A 17,634-nucleotide genomic window follows, 5' to 3' on the forward strand; every position below is an offset into this window, starting at 1 on the left:
CAGGCGCTCCCGCGCCTCTTCGCCCACGATGCGGCTCCGGCTTGAGGCGTGTCCCTGGCAACGGAGAGCGGGTCCCCGGCGGACGGCGGGTGAGCGGCCGTTGGTCGTCCAACTCCGGTGCGCCGTACGCGACCTGGGGCGGCAGTCGGCGCTCTGCTCAAAGACGAACGCGGTGAGGTCGCTGACCAGTCCCTGGCGCTGATCCCAGCCGCCGGCCTCACCGTGCAGGACACCTGGCACGCTGCTTCCACGCCGCTGTCGTTCACCATCCATGGCCGGCACTCGGACTCCGTCGGCTTCCAGACGCAGATCGCCGAGGCCGGCCCCTTGCAGCACATCCGGCGGGACGCCGACACCGCGCCCCGCCATGCCGGCCTGGTCCCCGCCGTCGGCGTGGAGGTCTACGGCAAGGCCTTGCTCGACGTGGACGACCGCCCCCCGTGTCGCCCTACGACTCCATGACCTGGGGCGACACAGAATCCAACCAGAGGTGTGATGTGAAGATAGAACGATATGTGGTCAACGGGGTATTCGTGGAACACGCCGCGCCCGATGGCACGACCACGCAACCGCCCATCGTGTTCGTGCACGGCGGCAGTCACGGCAGCTGGCTGTGGGAAGACTGGCTGCCCTACTTCGCCGGCCTGGGCCGGCACTGTTACGCCTTCAGCTGGTTCAACCACACCGGTTCGCGGCAGCTCCCGACCGAGGAGTTCGTCCAGCGGAGCATGCTGGACGCGACGCAGGAACTGGACATCGTCATCTCCCACATCGGCGACGCTCCGGTGCTCGTGGCGCACAGCATGGGCACGGCGGTGGCACAGAAGTACTCCGAGGACCACCCGGTCCTGGCCCAGGTGCTCCTCGCGCCTGTGCCCTGCACAAGGAGCAGCGGAGAGGCGATAGCGCTGCCGGTGGACTTGTCGGTGCCGTTCCCGCCCATGCCGTACGAGATGGCGGTGGAGTGGTTCTTCGCCGGGTGCGCAGAGCACGACGCCCGCCGCTACCACGGGCTGATGCCCGACGAGTCTCCGAAGGCCGTGTGGGAAGCCGCGCAGCGCGGAGCGGCCATCGAGCTCGACCGCACCAGAGTGAGTGGTCCCCTGCTGATGATCGCCGGCGGTGAGGATGTCGTGTCTCCCGCGCACCTGGTGCGGAAGCACGCCGCACACTTCGGCGCCGATTACCTCTTCTTCGCCGACCGTGCCCACAGCCTGGTCCTCGAGCCGCGATGGCGTGATGTGGCCGGCCGCGTCAGCTCCTGGCTCAGCCGCTCCGCCTGGTGAAGCGCTGTCACCCACCAGGCGGCACCCGGACTCACGGCAGCGCGACGACAGCGACCGAGAAGGTCGAGACGGCCGCCTGGCACGACATCCCCTCCGTCTACATCATCACCGAGCAGGACCAGGCCATCCCCCCACCTTGCAGGAGCGGATGGCAGTCCAGGCCAACGAGACTCGCCGGCTTGCCGGCGGCCACTCTCCGTTCTTGTCCCAGCCGCGCCGCCTGGCCTCCCTCATCGACGACATCGCACGATCCGGGACGAGCTGAGCTGGGTCAGCGCCGCTTCCGCCGCGGACGCATAGTCCTGGAGATGGCCCGCGGCGGCAGGGGCGACCGGCCAGGCCGCGATGCTGATCATGACGGCCGGGGTGATGTTCCTCGCCGTCGCGCGCCGTGCCGCCTTGGTTCTCCCGAGGCCACGGCCGCCAGAACTGTAAGTTTCGCCAGTTCGCGCAGCGTCTTTTGTCGGTCACAGTGGTTTCGTCCAACCGCCTGCGTGCTTGCGAGCACCGCCCAAGGAGGCTTCTGTGGTGAAACCCAGTCACCCTGGCGATGTACCGTCGGCCGATTCCGCTCCGGCCGGCACCAGGGCCACGCTTCGCCGTGTCGCGGGCGCGTCCGTGATCGGGTCCACTCTCGAGTGGTACGACTTCTTCCTCTACGCCACCGCCTCTGCACTTGTGCTCGGGCAGGTTTTCTTCCCCACGGCTGACCCCGTCGTGAGCACACTGCTCTCGTTTGCGACGTTCGGCGTCGGCTTCGCCGCCCGCCCGATCGGGTCGATCATCTTCGGTGCCATCGGTGACCGGGCCGGCCGCAAGCCCGCCCTGGTCGCGACGCTGCTCCTGATGGGCGTCAGCACCACGCTCATCGGCCTGGTCCCCGGGTATGACACGATCGGCGTTGTCGCGCCCCTGCTACTCGTGCTCCTGCGTCTCGCACAGGGGCTCGGCGCCGGCGCCGAGCTCGCCGGTGCGACGATCTTCGCCGCGGAGTTCTCTCCCCCGCACCGGCGCGGACTCTTCGGTTCGATCGCGACAATCGGCACCTATTCCGGCACCGTGCTCTCCTCGGTGATCTTCGCGCTGTTCGCGCTCATGCCAGCGGATGCCTTTCTCGCCTGGGGCTGGCGGGTCCCCTTCCTGGTGAGCATCATCGTGGTCGGCGTGGGCATCTACATCCGTCTGCAACTCGAAGAAACCCCCGAGTTCAAGCAGGTCGAGAGGCGCGACGACGTGGCCAGGGTGCCGCTCGTCTCAGTCTTCCGTCACGAGTGGCGGAGCTTTCTCCTGGTGATCGGGATCGTCGCGGGCGCGTTCACCGCGACCTACGCCTATCAGACCTACTCGCTGTCGTACATGAAGAACAACCTCGGCATCACCTCGTCGATCGGCACGCTCGCCATCGCGATCGCGGCCTTCGTCGCGATGCTCATGGTGCCGCTGATGGGTGCGCTCTCGGATCGGATCGGCCGGCGTCCCGTGCTCATCGCCGGATCAGCGATCTCCGCGCTGTTCGCTTTCCCCTTTTTCATGCTCCTCAACACCGGCGAGAGCACGCTCATCATCCTCGCCATGATCGGCGGCATCGGGATCGGTGTGCCCACCATCCTCGGCGTGCAGGGTGTCCTCCTCACGGAGCTGTTCTCGACCCGCAACCGCTTCACCGGCTTCTCGGTCAGTCGGGAAATCGGCGCGATCGTGTTCGCCGGCGCCACGCCGTTCGTCGCGGCGAGCCTGGTCGGCGCAGCGGGTGGCGAGTCCTGGCCCGTGTCGCTCTACGTAATCGGCGCCTGCTTGATCACCCTGATCACGGGCCTCGTGATGCGCGAACCCGCGCCCGTGCGCGAGCAACTGACGCCGCCGGCACCGGGCGCGACGAATGGCTGAGATCGGATCCAGTGGGGCGGGACCCGGCCGGGTCACGCACCGCCGTTCCCTCGACGCCCTGCCGACGAAAGGACGACCTAGATGACGGTCGCGGAGCTGCCGCACAGCCTGGACTTGGAAGGGATGCTGGCCCTGCCTGCGCTGCTGCGCCGACGCGCGGCGGAGAAGCCGCACGCCGTGTTCCTGCGGCAGGTGGACGGCGACGACCTCGACTACGCCGGGCTGGAGCGGCGCGTGCGAGGATGGATGCGGGCCCTTGCGGCCGCGGGAGTGCGGCCGGGCGATCGCGTCGCGACCCTCCTGCCCCCCTCCTTCGACGCCGTCGCCGTGTGGATGGCCGCCGCGCGCCTCGCCGCGGTGGAGACGCCGCTGAACACGGCCCTGCGCGGGTCGCTCCTGTCATACGTCCTGGGCGACGCCGAGCCCCGCTGCGTGGTCGCGGCGCCCGGGCTTGTCGGCCCGCTGCGAGAGCTCGCCTCACGCGGGAAGCAGGCGCCTCCCGTCCTGCTCGCCGCGGGCGTGCCGGTGCAGGCCCCGCCATCCGGCGAGGGGTTCGACCTGCGCGCGCCGGACTTCAACGCGGACGAGCCCGCGATCGACCACGACCCGCGCCCTTATGAAGCCGCGACGATCGTGTACACGTCCGGTACCAGCGGACGGTCGAAGGGCGTCGTGGTCCCTTGGGCTCAGCAGTACGCGACCGCCCGCTGGCTGATGCCTCTCGACGGCCGCGTCGGTGACGTCTGGTACGGCCCGTGGGCGATGTTCCACGTGTCCGGGAAGGTCGGTCTGTACTCGAGCGCTCTGCTCGACGGCCAGCTCGTCCTGCGTGACGGCTTCAGCGCGTCAAGCTTCTGGGACGACGTCCGCCGCTTCGGGGTCACCTCGACCATGATCGTCGCTTCCACTGTCGCCTACCTGACAAACCGACCTGCGGATCCGTCCGACCGTGATCACACGTTGCGGAACGTCTGCGCGGCGCCCCTGCCCGAGGACACTGACTCCTTCGAGCAGCGCTTCGGGGTCAGGCTGTCCACGCTCTACAACATGACCGAGGTCGCCTCCCCGATCGTGACGGGCTGGTCGGACGCCCCCACCGGAAGCTGCGGCCGGGCCCGAGAGGGTGTGGAGGCACGCGTAGTCGATGAAAACGGCGATGACGTCGCGGACGGCGAGGCGGGTGAACTCGTGCTGCGGATGACGGTCCCGCACGAGATCATGACCGGGTACTGGCGCGCACCGGAGGCGACCGTCGAGGCCTGGCGTGATCTCTGGTTCCACACCGGCGACGCTGTGCGGCGCGACGCCGACGGCTGGTTCTACTTCCTCGACCGGCTCAAGGACACGATCCGGCGCGGCGGCGAGAACATCTCGTCCGTGGAGCTGGAGGCGCTCGTCAACGAGCACCCGCTTGTGCGCGAGTCCGCCGCCGTAGGCGTGCCGAACGCGCACGGGGACCGCGACGTCAAGCTCTTCGTCGTCGGCGAGCCCGGTCTCGACGTCGCGGAGCTTGCCACCGACCTCGACGACCGCCTACCCCGGTACATGCGACCGGCATGCATCGCCCTTCTTCCCTCACTGCCGAAGACGCACACCGCGCGGATCCGCAAAGCCCAGCTCCGCGACCTCGACGACGCACCGGACTGGGTGCGTCCCCGGCGCACGCCGCGCACGATGCCCCACGACCCACAGCGACCACCCGCAGAGGAGATGACCACATGAGCGCCTACCAGACCATGGGGCGCCCCGACCGCGACTCAGTGACCGTGCGCGGACGCGATTTGAGCACGGAGCTGATCGGGCGGATCGGGTTCACCGAGATGATCGCCCTGGAGCTGAGTGCGCGCCTGCCCAACGATCGCGAGCGTGCCATTCTGGACGCCGTGCTGGTCGCGCTCGCCGAACACGGCCTCACGCCGACGGCGGTCGTCGCCCGGCTCACCGACCTCGGCGCGCCGGGCGCCCTCCAGGGCGCGGTCGCGGCCGGTCTGCTGGGGGCCGGCGATCGATTCCTGGGCGCGCTGGACGGCTGCGGCCACATCCTGCAGGAGTGGCCCGCCGATGTCAGCACCGCCGAGCACGCGAGAGCCGTGGCCGCCCGGGAGAGAGCGGCAGGAAGAAGAATGCCGGGGCTCGGGCATCCGACCCACACCCAGGGCGACCCCCGCACGTCCGCGCTTTACGCCGTCGCCGACGCCCACGCTCTGCCCACTGTCATGCGCGACCGGCTCGACGCCCTGCGCGGAGCGGCGGAGGCCGCATCCGGGCGCGTCCTCCCGATCAACGTCGACGGTGCGAGCGCGGCGCTACTCTCCGAGATCGGCATACCGTGGCGTATCCTGCGCGGTATCGCGCTCGTGGCGCGGACAGCCGGGCTCGTCGGGCACCTCTGGGACGAGGCCCGTCACCCGAGCGCGATGGCGATCTGGGGGGCTGCCGAAGAGGTGGTGCCCTACCGCGCCCCCGGCCCCGCGGAACCGGGGACCGCCTATCGATGATGGAGTGGAGTCCATGGAGGCAGCAGAGCCGATCGTCATTCTGATCGTCGACGACCACGAGGTCGTGCGGGACGGCCTGATCGCCACGCTCTCCGCTCCGGACCGCCGGGTCGTGGGCGCCGCCGAGGCCGGAGCGGCCACCGAGCTCGTCCGGAGCGAGCGGCCGGCCGTCGCGGTCGTCGACCTGCGCCTGCCGGGCGTGCCGGGCAACGAGCTCATCGCCCGGCTGCGCGAACTCGATCCCGCCCTGCGCATCGTGGTACTGAGCACCTATCTGAGCGAGCAGAGCGTGCGCGCCGCATACGAGGCGGGCGCGGACGCCTATGTCGCGAAGTCCGCCGGAACCGACGAACTGCGCGGAGCCCTCGACCGCGTGCTGGCCGGCGAGTCGAGGTCGGAGACGCCGGCGGCACTCGTGCGCCGGCTACGTGGGGACGACGAGCCCCGTCCGCGTCTGAGCGCGCAGCAGGAACGCGTGCTCTTGCTCGCCGCGGGCGGGGCGACCGACAAGGAGATCGCGGCGGCACTCCACATCACGGAGTCGACGGCCCGCTTCCACCTGCAACGGGTGAAGGACCTCCTTGGCGTACGCTCGAAGACGCAGGTCATCGCCGAGGCGATCCGCCTGGAGCTCATCCCCCCAGGGCGGCTGTGACCGGCGCACCTGACGCGCCCGCGTCGCGACGGACACCGGACGGGGAGCGGGCGGCCCAGCTCGACGAGCTCTGCCGCACGGTCTCCGTCGTGACAGGCTGCGATGCCGTCCTGCTCACCGTATGGGAGGGCCCCGCGTGCGGGGTCGGAACCCGGGGACTGTCCGCCGATCACGGACGGATGCTGGCCGGCCTCGTCAGCCCCGAGATCGATGCCGAGCCGATGAGCCGGGCGCGACCGCGAGACGGCGCGGAGAGCTCCTTCAAAGCGCGGCTCGCCGAACTGAGCTTCGCCTCGTCCGCCCGAGTGCCGATCACCCGTGAGGGACGGGTGATCGGCCTGCTGCTGGTGCTCGGCAAAGGTCACGCCCGGCCCGACGCCGGGCTCCTGACCGCGCTCGCCCGGGTGTGCGAGTCGGCCATCGAGTATGAACGCAGGCCACCAGAGCCTCCCGAGCCCACCGAGCTTGACGCGCTGGCGCTGTCGACGGACTCCTTCGCCGAGCTGATCGCGGCGATCGGCCACGTGGTGTCACGACGGTTCGGCCCGGTGGGGGCCGGGCTGTCCGTCTTCGACGACGACACAAGGCTGCTCCTGACGGCGGACGGATCGTTCGGGTTGCCGCCCTCCGTGACCCGCCGGTACTGGATCGACCCCGACGACCTGCACAGCAACGCCGCCCGGGTGTTCGAACTGCGCCAGCCGTTCACCAGCAACCGCGTGATCGGCGATCCGGCGATCATCCAGAGCTACCCGCGGGCGTTCGGCATCCGGACCATGATGGCGCTGCCGCTTGTCATCGCCGACCGGTCGATCGGTGTACTGATGATCGTGAACAAACCCGGCGGTTTCGCCTCAGCCGATCTCGCCGCGGTGACGCCCGCGCTGCCGCGCATCTCGATCGCGGTGGAGCTCACCCGCCTCGCCCAGCGGCGCCGGTTCGCGTACGAGGCGGAGCGGCTGGCGGCCGAGCTGCGGATGGCACTGATCGGCGGCCGTCTCGGTGACGCGGCGGCAAGGGAGGTGCTCGAACGGACGAGGGAGCTGACGGCCGCCGACCACGTGATACTACGGCGCGGAAGCGGATCCGGCGCTCCGGCCCCGGGCGCCGTCGTGCTGCCCTGCGGCACCGAGAAGGGGCATCCGATGACGCTGGAGGCGGCCCGGGCCGCGCGTCCGTTCGGGAACACCGAAACGGAGCTCCTGACGGAGCTGGCTCGGGTGGTACGCGAGTCCGAGGCACTCCGCCGCGTGAGGCACCAGGAGGAGGAGCTCGTGCAGCACCGGGAACGGCAACGCATCGCCGACGACCTGCACGACGACGTCTCGCAGCTCCTTTTCGCCGCCCAGCTCGCGCTCACCGCGCCGACGCCCGACGTCGGACGGGTGAGCAGGCTCATCCGCCAGGCGGAGGCCGCGCTGCGGGACGCGATCTTCGTGCTGGAGTCCCCGCCCGTCCCGCTCTCCATGGAGCTCGCGCGGCTGGTGCGGGACGTCCATGGGCAGTGGTCGCTGGACGTGCTCCTCGACCTGGGACCCGGCCTTGACGACGCGGTCTCGCCGCAGGCGGCCCGCGAGCTGCTGCGCGCCGCCCGCGAATGCGTCGCGAACGCCGCCAAGCACGCGCGCGCAACCCGCGTCGAACTCCGCCTGCGGATCGACGAGGACGGCGAGGCGGCCGAGCTCGTGATCGCCGATGACGGCGTCGGCCTGCCTGGCGCCGACCCTGGGACACCCACCGGGGGACACGGCCTGCGTTCGCTGCGGCGACGAGTGACCGACGTCGGCGGCGAGATCCGGGTCGGCACCGGCGAGGGCGGCACGATGGTGATCGTGCGCCTGCCGATCGCCGAGCACTGACGCGCCGGGCTGGCACTAATGCCAGTTGCGACCTCAGCCGGGGGCATCCGAGTGTAGAGGCATGACACATGTCGAGGTGAAAACGGCATCACGCAAGATCGACCTGGGCACGCTCACCGTCCGCATGGACGTCCGCGAGCATGTCGCAACGATCACGCTCAACAGGCCGGAGCGGCTCAACGCTCTGACATTCGAGCTGCTGGACGGTCTCGAACGGGCCTGGCGCCACGCCTCGGAAGACGAGGACGTCCGAGTCGTGGTCTTCACGGGGGAAGGTCGCGCGTTCTGCGCCGGCGCGGATATCGACGACTACCTCTCTGCGCCTGTGCCCGTTGGGCGGCTTCTGTCGCCGTACGCGGATCTGCGCCCAGATCGCGGCCTGGAGCTGCGCAAACCCGTCGTCGCAGCGGTGGACGGCGTCTGCTACGGCGGCGGCCTCACCCTGCTGCTCGCCGCCGACATCCGCTTCGCGTCCGTCCGCTCGCGCTTCGCGACCCCGGAGACCGGCTGGGGCGTGCTCGCCTGCTACGGCGGCACCCAGCGGCTGATCCGGCAGATCCCGCACGCGGTGGCCATGTCCATGCTCCTCGGCGGCGAGGTGCTCGACGCCGAGGCCGCTCACAGGTACGGCCTCGTCTCGCACCTGGTGGAAGGGGATGCCCGAACGGAGGCCGAGGCGTACGCCAGGCGCATCGCCGCCCGGGCTCCCCTTGCCACGCAGTCCACGAAGGAGCTCGCGCTTCGGGCATACGACACTTCCATCGCGGACGGCGTGCGCCTGGAGGACATCATGGTGCGGCTACTGCAGGACAGCGAGGACGCGAAAGAGGGAATCGCGGCGTGGCAGGAAAAGCGCGAGCCGCGCTTCCGGGGGCGCTGATGTGCGGCCCGTCGAATGCGACCGCGGCGAGCCCGCCTCCGGACACGGCGATCGAGCCCGCCCTGGCGAAGCTCGGCGTCCGGCCCGAGTTCGCCGAGGGTGAGCCGGAGCAGGCGGCCGCGCTGGGTCTGCGACCGCTGCCACGGCTCTCCTACCCGCAGGTGCTCGCGCTCGCCGAGCTCCGGTTCGGCGAGGACCATGTGCTGGCCGAGTTCCCCGACGAGAACGCCTCGCTCACCGTCGGCCGGCTGCGGGAGCTGTCGGATCTTTTCGCGGCCGGGCTCCGGGCCCGGGGCCTGGGACGGGGCGACTCGATCGCGATCTGGTCACCTCCCGCCCCGGTGTGGCCGGTCGCGATGTTCGGCGCGGCAAGCCTCGGCGTGCGCGTGTGCGGCCTCAATACGCGCTACCGTGCCGAGGAGCTGAGCCAGGCGCTCGGCCTGCTCGATCCGGCCGTCGTCCTCGTGGCCACGGGGTTTCTCCGCATCGACAGTGCGAGCCTGGTCGCGGAGGCGGCGGGCCCCGCCCGGCGCCACCGTATCGTCACGGCCCCGGTCGGCTCCGAACTCGGCGGCCTGCGGGTGCCGGGCCCGGCCGATGCGGCGTCCGGTCCCCACGAGGGGGCGGTGCACCATAGGGAGCCCGCCCTCGTGCAGTTCACCTCCGGGAGCACCGCGGCACCCAAGGGCGTGCTCATCACCCAGTCGGGATCGGTCGCCGCGGCACACTACGGCGCTGAATGCCTGTCCATAAGGCCGGGCGACCGCATGTACTCCCCGCTGCCGTTCTTCCATATCGGCGGGACCGTCTCGACCGCTCTCGCCGCGGTGACGAGCGGATGCACGATGGTGATCCCGCGGCGGTTCGACCCGGCCGACGCGCTGACGGCGCTCGCGGGCGGATGCACGGCCTTCCAGGGCCACGGGGCTCTGTGGCGGATCCTGCTCGACACCCACCGCGAAAACCCGCGGCCCCTTCCCCGTCTGCGGACCGGCTGGGCCAGCGGCGACGCCGCCTTCCTCGCCGAACTGCGGCACGAGCTGGGTGTGACGGGACTGGTCAACATGTTCGGATCCAGCGAGGCCGGGACGATCGCGTGCACACTCGCGAGCGATTCCGCCGAGATACGGCTCGGGACTCTCGGTCACCCGACGCCGGGAACGCGGGTGCGCGTGCTCGATCCGCTGTCGGGCGAGCCGGTCGCGCCCGGTGAGGTCGGAGAGCTCACTCTCGCCGGGCCCATGATCATGCTCGGATACCTGGGCGGCGAACAGGTCGGCGAGGACGGCATCCGGACCGGCGACCTGGTGAGTTTCGATGGAGATGTGCTGCGGTACGCGGGGCGCGCCGACGACCGGCTCAAGCCCGGTGGCGAGAACGTGTCCCCGGCCGAGGTGGAGGAGTTCATCCGGCGCGATCCGGCGGTGGCGGAGGTCGTGGTGGTCGGAGTGCCGGACCACCGTCTTGGCGAGGTGCCGGCCGCCTTGGTGCGGTTCCGGAACCGGGCGGGGCTCGATCCCGCGGCCGCCGAGAAGCAGGTCGCGGAGCGCTGTCGTGCCGGACTCGCCGGGTTCAAGGTTCCCCGCCACGTGCTCGTGGTCGATGCGATGCCGACGCTCGACAGCGGGAAGGTGGATCGCCGCCGGATCCGGGCCGAGTTCATCGAGCGATTCGACCTGACGGCAGGAGGGCGGGGATGAGCACCACGATGGACGACGCCGACGTGCTCTTCGAGGTGAGCGGCTCGGTGGCCACGATCACCCTGGCGCGTGCCGCGCGGCGAAATGCGATCGGCTCGGCTTTCGCCGCCCGGATCGCGGACGCGTTCGCCCGCGCGGCCGGTGCGGGCGCCCGTATCACGATCCTGCGTTCGGCGGGGCCGGTCTTCTGCGCCGGCGTCGATCTCACCGAGCCGGTCCGGCTGGACGCGGGCTCGCCCGAACTCGTCGTCGCGGAGGCGCTCCTCGGAAGCGGCCTCTACGTCGTGACGGCGGTCGAGGGGCCGGTTCTGGCGGGAGGCCTCCTCCTGATCGCGCTGAGCCCCGTTGTGATCGCGAGCGAGTCGGCGTCCCTGTGGTTGCCCGAGCGATCGATCGGTATCTTCCCGAGCCGCGTGCTCGCCTATCTTGAGGAGATCGTGCCCGCGCGCCGCGCACACGGGCTCGGCCTCACGGAGGAGCGCCTCGACGCCCGCCACGCGCAGGAGCTGGGCCTGGTGACCGAGGTGGTCGGCGACGGGGAGATGGAGACGCGGCTCGCCGCGACGACGGCAGAACTCACCGAAGCGAGCCCCGCGTTCCTCGCGGCGGCACGCGACACCTGGGCCGCGCGCTTCCGTTCCGCGTCGTTCCGTGAGCGACGCGACGCCTACGATCGCATCCTCGCGGACAACCTCTCAGGGACGCAGCTCCTCCCACGTTGAGCCGGCGCATCCGACCTCGAAGAAGCCCATCCAGCCGAGCTCGGTGAACTCCGGCTGGTGGGCGTGGAACATGAAGCGGCCCCGGTGCCCGAAGCGCGGCTCCAGGATGCCGCGCCGGCCCTGGCAGAGCATCACCCTGTCGGTGCGCTCGACCGGCCGCAGCGACGTGCCGGTGGGATACCGGTCGAAGACGTTGCCGTGCACGTGAAAGGAGTTGACGAGGTCGTATTCCAGGACGTTGACGAGATAGGTCCGGCGACCGGCCCTGTTTCGGGTCGATGAGCAGCACGCCGTACCGGCCTGCGCCGGGTTTGACCGGCTGCCCATCCCGGAACCGGTGAGCCTTGATTTCTGAACTTCCCGAACAAGCCCTGCACGCGTCGGTCGGGCAGGGTCATCAGTTCGCCCATCGCGTGGAAGGGCATGCGCCTCCTGGCCGCCTCCTGCAGCACGGCCGCGGGGTTCGAACCCATGCGATGGCGCAGCGGGACCGGAGTCAATGGAGAAGAAAGCTGGCCCCGCGGCCCCCTCCAGTGTCCGCGGAGCCGGCTTTCCTCTTCGCCCACCCTCGCTGAGAAGGCGATGACCTGGAAGGATCTGGCGTTCCAGGGAACATCTTTCCCAGGAAATGTGGCCGCAGGAGTGCCATCATGGGCTGACATGGACGGTGGTGCGATCTCCTCCCCGCGCGGGCCGCTGGCCGATTTCCTGACCGCCCGGCGCGCGGTGGTCACCGCCGCCGACCATGGCCTGCCCGAACCGGGCTATCTCCGCCGGGTCGCCGGCCTGCGGCGCGAGGAAGTGGCTCACCTGGCCGGCATCAGCACCGACTACTACAGCCGTCTGGAACAGGGCCGGGTCCGGACCGCCTCCCGCAAGCCCGGCTTGCCAGGACCGGGCACGACGGCGCAGAGTCGGCCCGTCCGGGAACGGGGCAGCCCACGGTCGGGGCCGAGCGTGATCAGGAGCAGCACACGTTGCGTCGGGACCGCCGCCGCATGATCCGCAGACGACCTACTTCTCCCGCACAGACGAAAAGGGGCGGTAGGCCAGAAGCGCATGGATACCGCCTTGACCAGTCTGGGACGCAGACCAAGGACTCCCCGCACGGAGCAATGGCCATTCCTGTCCCGGGAGACCGAGCCGGTCAGCGGGTACGGACGAGATGAGCAGTGACAGCGCAGTTTGGGCTACGACGGCCGTCGGCGACGCCGCGGCCGGGGTCCGGTAAGCCTGGGTAGCGGTGTCGGCACATCCCAGTCGATAACTCGCAGGCCGGCGGCTGTGATGTCCTGCTCGCTGACACCAAGGAGCTGGATGGGAGTCTTGCCGCCATCACGCGCGAGCCACACCACCCGCCACCACTCCGGCCGGTGGCATCGGCCCTCAGCGCACGGGATCGAACTGTTCAACCTCGCAGCGGTGCCGGTCACCCGCTACCTCTACCGAGGCAACAAGATCCCCACACCCTGGACACTGCCCAGCCACTCCTGACGGCAGACACCGTGGAGAGCCCGTTACCGAGAAATCGGTACGGCGGGTTCGGCGAGCGGTCTGGGGAAACGGACCGGGAGCAATTCCGACACCGCGCCCCAGGCCGACTCGACCAGGTTGCCAACCTCCTCGTCAAGGAATGGCCACAGAGCGGCCACACTGCGGCGTTCTGCTGTGCCTCCAATGTCTTCGTGCAGCTGGTGCGACAACCCTCGCAGGAGGGGAGAGCCCCCGTCCGCGGACCATCCATGGGCCGTCTGTGGGCCGTTTGAGAGCCGACGTCAGCACATGAGTGCCAACGCCTGCCAACAGGGTTTCCGCAGCTCGGTGGCACTATGGAATGAACGGCGACCTCGCGGCGGTTGCAGGGAAGCAGTCGTTCATGGAAGAAGGCGTTTCGCATGTCAGCGCAGGCCCGTGCGGCCCGGCTCATCGTGCAGGCTCTGGAGGCGGAAGGCGTCGAGTACGTCTTCGGCATCCCGGGCGAGGAGAACATTCATTTCGTCGACGCGCTCAGCGACTCCCCCATCCGCTACGTCCTCGTACGTCACGAGCAGGGCGCGGCGTTCATGGCGGAGATGTACGGCAGGCTGACCGGTAAGGCGGGGGTGGCCTCGGCCACGCTCGGGCCTGGCGCGATCAATCTGCAGTTGGGCGTGGCCGACGCCACCACCAACAGCACCCCGGTCGTGGCGATCACGGCGCAGGTCGGGCTCGATCGCATCTACAAGGAGTCGCACCAGGTGGTGGATCTGGTGTCGTTGTTCCGGCCGATCACGAAGTGGTCGGAGCTGGCGCCGTCGGCGCAGGCGTTGCCGGAGCTGATCCGTAAGGCGTTCAAGACGGCGCAGACCGAGCGGCCGGGCGCGGTTTATCTGGCCATTCCGGAGGATGTGGAGTCGGCGCCGCTGCCGGAGGGGCTGCGGCCGCTGCCGGTGAACGTGGTGCGGCCGCAGGATCCGTCTCCCTCGCAGATCGCTCGGGCGGCCGAGGTGCTGGCGGGGGCTCGCCGGCCGATCGTGCTGGCCGGGCACGGTGCCAGCCGGGCCGGGGCTTCCGAGGCGCTGGTGCGTTTCTCCGAGCGGCTCGGGCTGCCGGTGGCGACGACGTTCAACGGCAAGGGCGTCTTCCCGGACGATCATCCGCACGCGCTGGGCGCGGTCGGGTTCATGCGGCACGACTATGTGAACTTCGGGTTCGACGAGGCGGATGTGCTCATCACCGTCGGGTACGAGTTGCAGGAGTTCGATCCGGTCAAGATCAACCCGAAGCGGGACAAGAAGATCGTTCATATGCATCAGTTCCCGGCTGAGGTGGACGACCATTACCCGGTCGCCGTCGGTGTGCAGGGGGACATCTCGCGTTCGCTGGACGCGCTGGCCGGTGCCGTGGACCGGCGCTTCGAGCTGAACGGGACCGGGGAGCGGATCCGCCGCATGCTGCGGGAGGAGCTGGAGCAGGGGCGCGAGGAGGGCGGGTTCCCGCTGTCGCCGCGCCGGGTGGTGACCGACATCCGCGAGGCCATGGGGCGCGAGGACATCGTGCTGGCCGACACGGGCGCGGTGAAGATGTGGATGGCCCGCATGTATCCCACCTACGAGCCCAACACGATGCTGGTCTCCAACGGGCTGTCGTCCATGGGGTTCTCGGTGCCGGGCGCGCTGGCCGCCAAGCTGGCCTTTCCCGGGCGCAAGGTGCTGGCGGCGACGGGTGACGGGGCGTTCCTGATGAACTCGCAGGAGCTGGAGACGGCGGTGCGCGAGCGGATCCCGTTCGTGGTGCTGGTGTGGGTGGACGGCGCGTACGGGCTGATCGAGTGGAAGATGGATCTGGAGCTCGGCCGCAATTCGCAGGTGGCCTTCGGCAACCCCGACTTCGTCAAGTACGCCGAGAGCTTCGGGGCACGCGGGTATCGGGTCACGAGCGCGGACGAGTTGCTGCCGACGTTGCGTAAGGCGCTGGACGATGACGTGGTGTCGGTGGTCGCGGTGCCGGTCGACTACTCCGCGAATCTGCAGTTGACCGACAAGCTGGGTGAGCTCACCGGCCCCTTCTGAGCCCCTTCTGAGCCCCCTTTGGAGTGGCCCGCGCGGCGCGGACGGTGCGGCGCCGCGCGAGCCGGTCAGCCGGCCAGGCGGGGGACGATGCCGGAGGCGTGCAGCCGTTCGCGGGCGGCTTCGATGGCCGCGCCCGTGGTGGCGAACACCTGTCCGGCCTGGACCAGCCGGGCGATCACCCCGAGTGCCTCCAGCGGCTGGTGGCCGTCGTCGGGGATGCCGGAGACGTACACGAGGATCCCGCGTTTCTCCAGGCGCGCGATGGCGTCGCCCAGGGCGCGGGCGCCGCTGGCGTCGATGGTGGTGACGCGGCGCAGGCGTAGCACCACGACGGACACGCCGGTCACGTCCGACAGCTCCCGCAGGAAGCGGTGGGCGGCGGCGAAGAACAGCGGCCCGTCGAGCCGGAAGGTGACGATGTGCTCGGCGAGCAGCGCGTGCTCGTCCTCGGTGTGCTGCGGCTGCAGGTCGTGGCGCAGCGGCTCCTGATCGAGGCGGACGTTGCGGGCGATCGCCCGCAACGCCAGCGCTCCGGCCACCACCAGGCCGAGGATGACGGCCAGGACGGTGTCGAGGGTGAGGGTGGCGACGGCGGTCAGGACGAGCACCAGGCCGTCGCCGCGGGTGCTGCGGAACATGGCGCGTACGGCGTCCATCTCCACCATCCGCACGGCCGTGGCCAGCAGCACGCCGGCGAGCGCGGCGAGGGGGATCTTGGCGACGAGGCCGGCGGCCAGGTAGACGATGGCGCCCAGGATCAGGGCGTGGGCCAGCGCCGCGAGCCGGGAGTGAGCGCCTGAGCGCACGTTGACGGCGGTGCGCACGATGGCGCCGGTGCCGGGCATGCCGCCGAACATCGGTGTGACGAGGTTGGCGATGCCCTGTCCGAACAGCTCCCTGTCGGGGTCGTGCCGGTGGTGTCCGGTCATGTTGTCGGCGACGGCGGCCGACAGGAGCGACTCCAGCGCCGCCAGCGCGGCCACGGCGACGGCCGGGGCGAGCAGCGACGGCAGCACCTGGAGGTCGAGGAACGCCAGCGACGGCGCGGGCAGCCCGGCGGGCAGGTGGCCGATCCTGGCCAGCGGCAGCCCGGCCAGCTCCACGACGAGGGTGACGGCGGCCACGACGACGAGCGAGAGCGGCAGCGCCGGCCGTACGCTCGCCACCACCAGCAGCACCGCCGCGACGGTCAGCGTGGTGGACATGGCCCACCAGTGCGGCCTGGACAGGAAGTCCATGACGGCGTGCCAGGCCACGACGGCGATTTTGTCGCTGTCGTGGGCGGGGACCCCGAGCGCGTGCGGGAGTTGCTGCAGCGCGATGACGCCGGCCATGCCGACGGTGAAGCCGGCGACGACGGGCGCCGGCACCAGGGCCATGTAGCGGCCGGCGCGCGCCAGGGCCAGCCCGACGAGGAGCAGCCCGGCGAGCAGGCCGACGGTCAGGACGCCGGTGGCGCCGTGGGCGCTCATGATCGGCATGAGCACGACGGTCATGGCGCCGCTGGTGCCCGACACCTGCAGGGCCGAGCCGCCGAACAGCGCGGCGAGCGCTCCGGCGACCACGGCGGTGGCCAGGCCGGAGGTGGCGCCGAGGCCGGAGGAGATGCCGAAGCCGAGCGCCAGCGGCAGGGCGACGATCGCCACCGTGAGGCCGGCCAGCAGGTCGTCACTGGGACGGTCGCGCATGGCGGCCAGCGCGGCGCGTTCGGGCAGCACGCTTCGGAAGCGGCCCCAGCTCGCGGCGAGCACCGCACTCACGTTGTGTCACCGTTCGAGCCGATCCTGTGACTGCATGCACGCATGAAAGGTTCGCCCATGATCACTCCTTCTGGGTAAAGACAACCCCACCTTGTCCCCAATTGCATAACTTTGCAATTGGTGAAGAGATCGTCAGCGTATCAACTGCACCCCGTCTCACCTGGCCAAACTGGGCGGGGAAAGGTGTTCGCCAGGCGTGAAAACGCCCGCTGGGTAAAGTCAGGCGGACAACATCGCGAAGGCCCGTCCGGCCGCGCGCACCGCCTCCGGCTCCACCTCGGCCATCGGGCGGCCGTCGGCGAGCATCGACCAGTTGCGCCGGGCCAGCACCCGTTGCGTGGCCATCACCTGGCCGGCCAGCAGTGCCGCGGTCAGGCGGTCATGGGATCCCTCCAGCGCCTCCGCCAGGGCCTCCTCGTCGCGGGCCATGTGCTGGTGCAGCCGCGCCAGCAGGCTCGGCGCGGTGGAGAACACCAGGCGGTGGTACGCCACCACGTCAGGATGGTCGTTGAGCCCCGTGACGGGGTCGTGCGCGGCCAGCCGGTCGAGGAAGTGGCGGAGCAGCGCCTCCAGCGGGCTCAGCCCGGACTCCCGCTCGCGCACCACCCGGGCCGACTCCCCGAGATGGTCGGCGATGCGGTGCAGGACCAGGTCCTCCTTGGACGCGAAGTACTTGAACAGCGTCGGCTTCGAGACTCCCGCCGCCGCCGCGATCTCCGTCACGGGCACCTCGTCGAAGCCGCGCTCCAGGAACAGCCGGATGGCCGCCTCCGAGATCGACTCGTGCACCCGCCGCCGCTGCAGCTCCCGCAGTCCCGTCATGGACGCACTCTATC

The 17,634-nt window shown here is 70.4% G+C and carries 15 protein-coding genes and 1 pseudogene; 13 read left to right on the top strand and 3 right to left on the bottom strand.

Annotation, left to right across the window (positions count from 1 at the left end; translation table 11 throughout):
• The first annotated feature begins 117 nt into the window (after positions 1–117).
• The 10 genes from AB0C27_RS28590 to AB0C27_RS28635 all read left to right on the top strand — a co-directional run bounded on the left by AB0C27_RS28590 (position 118) and on the right by AB0C27_RS28635 (position 11,487).
• Positions 118–462, top strand: coding sequence for a hypothetical protein (locus AB0C27_RS28590; protein ID WP_357849539.1), 345 nt, complete (start codon positions 118–120; stop codon positions 460–462).
• 35 nt (positions 463–497) lie between these two features.
• Positions 498–1,286 (top strand): alpha/beta fold hydrolase, encoded by a 789-nt coding sequence (locus AB0C27_RS28595; RefSeq protein ID WP_357849541.1) that lies wholly within the window; start codon positions 498–500, stop codon positions 1,284–1,286.
• Between the two features lie 525 nt (positions 1,287–1,811).
• Positions 1,812–3,173, top strand: coding sequence for an MFS transporter (locus AB0C27_RS28600; protein WP_357849544.1), 1,362 nt, complete (start codon positions 1,812–1,814; stop codon positions 3,171–3,173).
• Positions 3,174–3,254: 81 nt separating this feature from the next.
• Positions 3,255–4,895: an AMP-binding protein gene (locus AB0C27_RS28605; RefSeq protein ID WP_357849547.1), complete on the top strand. Its 1,641-nt coding sequence runs from the start codon at positions 3,255–3,257 to the stop codon at positions 4,893–4,895.
• The gene (locus tag AB0C27_RS28610) at positions 4,892–5,671 is read left to right on the top strand and encodes a citryl-CoA lyase (RefSeq protein ID WP_357849550.1); all 780 of its coding nucleotides are present in this window, start codon (positions 4,892–4,894) and stop codon (positions 5,669–5,671) included. Before AB0C27_RS28605 ends, AB0C27_RS28610 begins: the two co-directional genes overlap by 4 nt.
• Positions 5,672–5,684: 13 nt before the next feature.
• Positions 5,685–6,326, top strand: a complete 642-nt coding sequence (locus AB0C27_RS28615) for a response regulator transcription factor (protein ID WP_357849553.1) — start codon at positions 5,685–5,687, stop codon at positions 6,324–6,326.
• Positions 6,323–8,185 (top strand): GAF domain-containing protein, encoded by a 1,863-nt coding sequence (locus AB0C27_RS28620; protein ID WP_357849555.1) that lies wholly within the window; start codon positions 6,323–6,325, stop codon positions 8,183–8,185. The genes AB0C27_RS28615 and AB0C27_RS28620 overlap by 4 nt, the downstream gene beginning before the upstream one ends.
• A gap of 61 nt (positions 8,186–8,246) precedes the next feature.
• Positions 8,247–9,065, top strand: coding sequence for an enoyl-CoA hydratase/isomerase family protein (locus tag AB0C27_RS28625; protein ID WP_357849558.1), 819 nt, complete (start codon positions 8,247–8,249; stop codon positions 9,063–9,065).
• On the top strand, positions 9,026–10,765 hold the full coding sequence (locus AB0C27_RS28630; RefSeq protein ID WP_357849561.1) for a class I adenylate-forming enzyme family protein: 1,740 nt from the start codon (positions 9,026–9,028) through the stop codon (positions 10,763–10,765). Before AB0C27_RS28625 ends, AB0C27_RS28630 begins: the two co-directional genes overlap by 40 nt.
• An 8-nt stretch (positions 10,766–10,773) precedes the next feature.
• On the top strand, positions 10,774–11,487 hold the full coding sequence (locus AB0C27_RS28635) for an enoyl-CoA hydratase/isomerase family protein (RefSeq protein ID WP_357849564.1): 714 nt from the start codon (positions 10,774–10,776) through the stop codon (positions 11,485–11,487).
• Here AB0C27_RS28635 and AB0C27_RS28640 read toward each other — a convergent pair.
• On the bottom strand, positions 11,461–11,814 hold the full coding sequence (locus AB0C27_RS28640; RefSeq protein WP_357849567.1) for a multicopper oxidase domain-containing protein: 354 nt from the start codon (positions 11,812–11,814) through the stop codon (positions 11,461–11,463). The two genes, AB0C27_RS28635 and AB0C27_RS28640, sit on opposite strands and share 27 nt — an antisense overlap.
• A gap of 333 nt (positions 11,815–12,147) precedes the next feature.
• Here AB0C27_RS28640 and AB0C27_RS28645 point away from each other — a divergent pair.
• The 3 genes and pseudogenes from AB0C27_RS28645 to AB0C27_RS28655 form a co-directional block, all read left to right on the top strand.
• Positions 12,148–12,345, top strand: a pseudogene (locus AB0C27_RS28645) (helix-turn-helix transcriptional regulator); the annotation flags it as partial.
• A 459-nt stretch (positions 12,346–12,804) separates the two neighbouring features.
• On the top strand, positions 12,805–12,981 hold the full coding sequence (locus AB0C27_RS28650) for a hypothetical protein (RefSeq protein WP_357849570.1): 177 nt from the start codon (positions 12,805–12,807) through the stop codon (positions 12,979–12,981).
• A 401-nt stretch (positions 12,982–13,382) separates the two neighbouring features.
• Entirely contained in the window at positions 13,383–15,038 is a 1,656-nt protein-coding gene (locus AB0C27_RS28655; RefSeq protein ID WP_357849573.1) for an acetolactate synthase large subunit, read from the top strand.
• A gap of 65 nt (positions 15,039–15,103) precedes the next feature.
• On the opposite strand, the gene AB0C27_RS28660 is transcribed toward AB0C27_RS28655, so the two are convergent.
• Both AB0C27_RS28660 and AB0C27_RS28665 read right to left on the bottom strand, forming a co-directional pair.
• Positions 15,104–16,798 (bottom strand): SulP family inorganic anion transporter, encoded by a 1,695-nt coding sequence (locus AB0C27_RS28660; protein WP_357849577.1) that lies wholly within the window; start codon positions 16,796–16,798, stop codon positions 15,104–15,106.
• A gap of 219 nt (positions 16,799–17,017) precedes the next feature.
• Positions 17,018–17,620, bottom strand: a complete 603-nt coding sequence (locus AB0C27_RS28665; protein ID WP_357849580.1) for a helix-turn-helix domain-containing protein — start codon at positions 17,618–17,620, stop codon at positions 17,018–17,020.
• Positions 17,621–17,634: the final 14 nt, after the last annotated feature.

The sequence above is a fragment of the Nonomuraea sp. NPDC048882 genome, assembly GCF_040649755.1.
In the GTDB taxonomy this organism is placed as follows: Bacteria; Actinomycetota; Actinomycetes; order Streptosporangiales; family Streptosporangiaceae; genus Nonomuraea; species Nonomuraea maheshkhaliensis.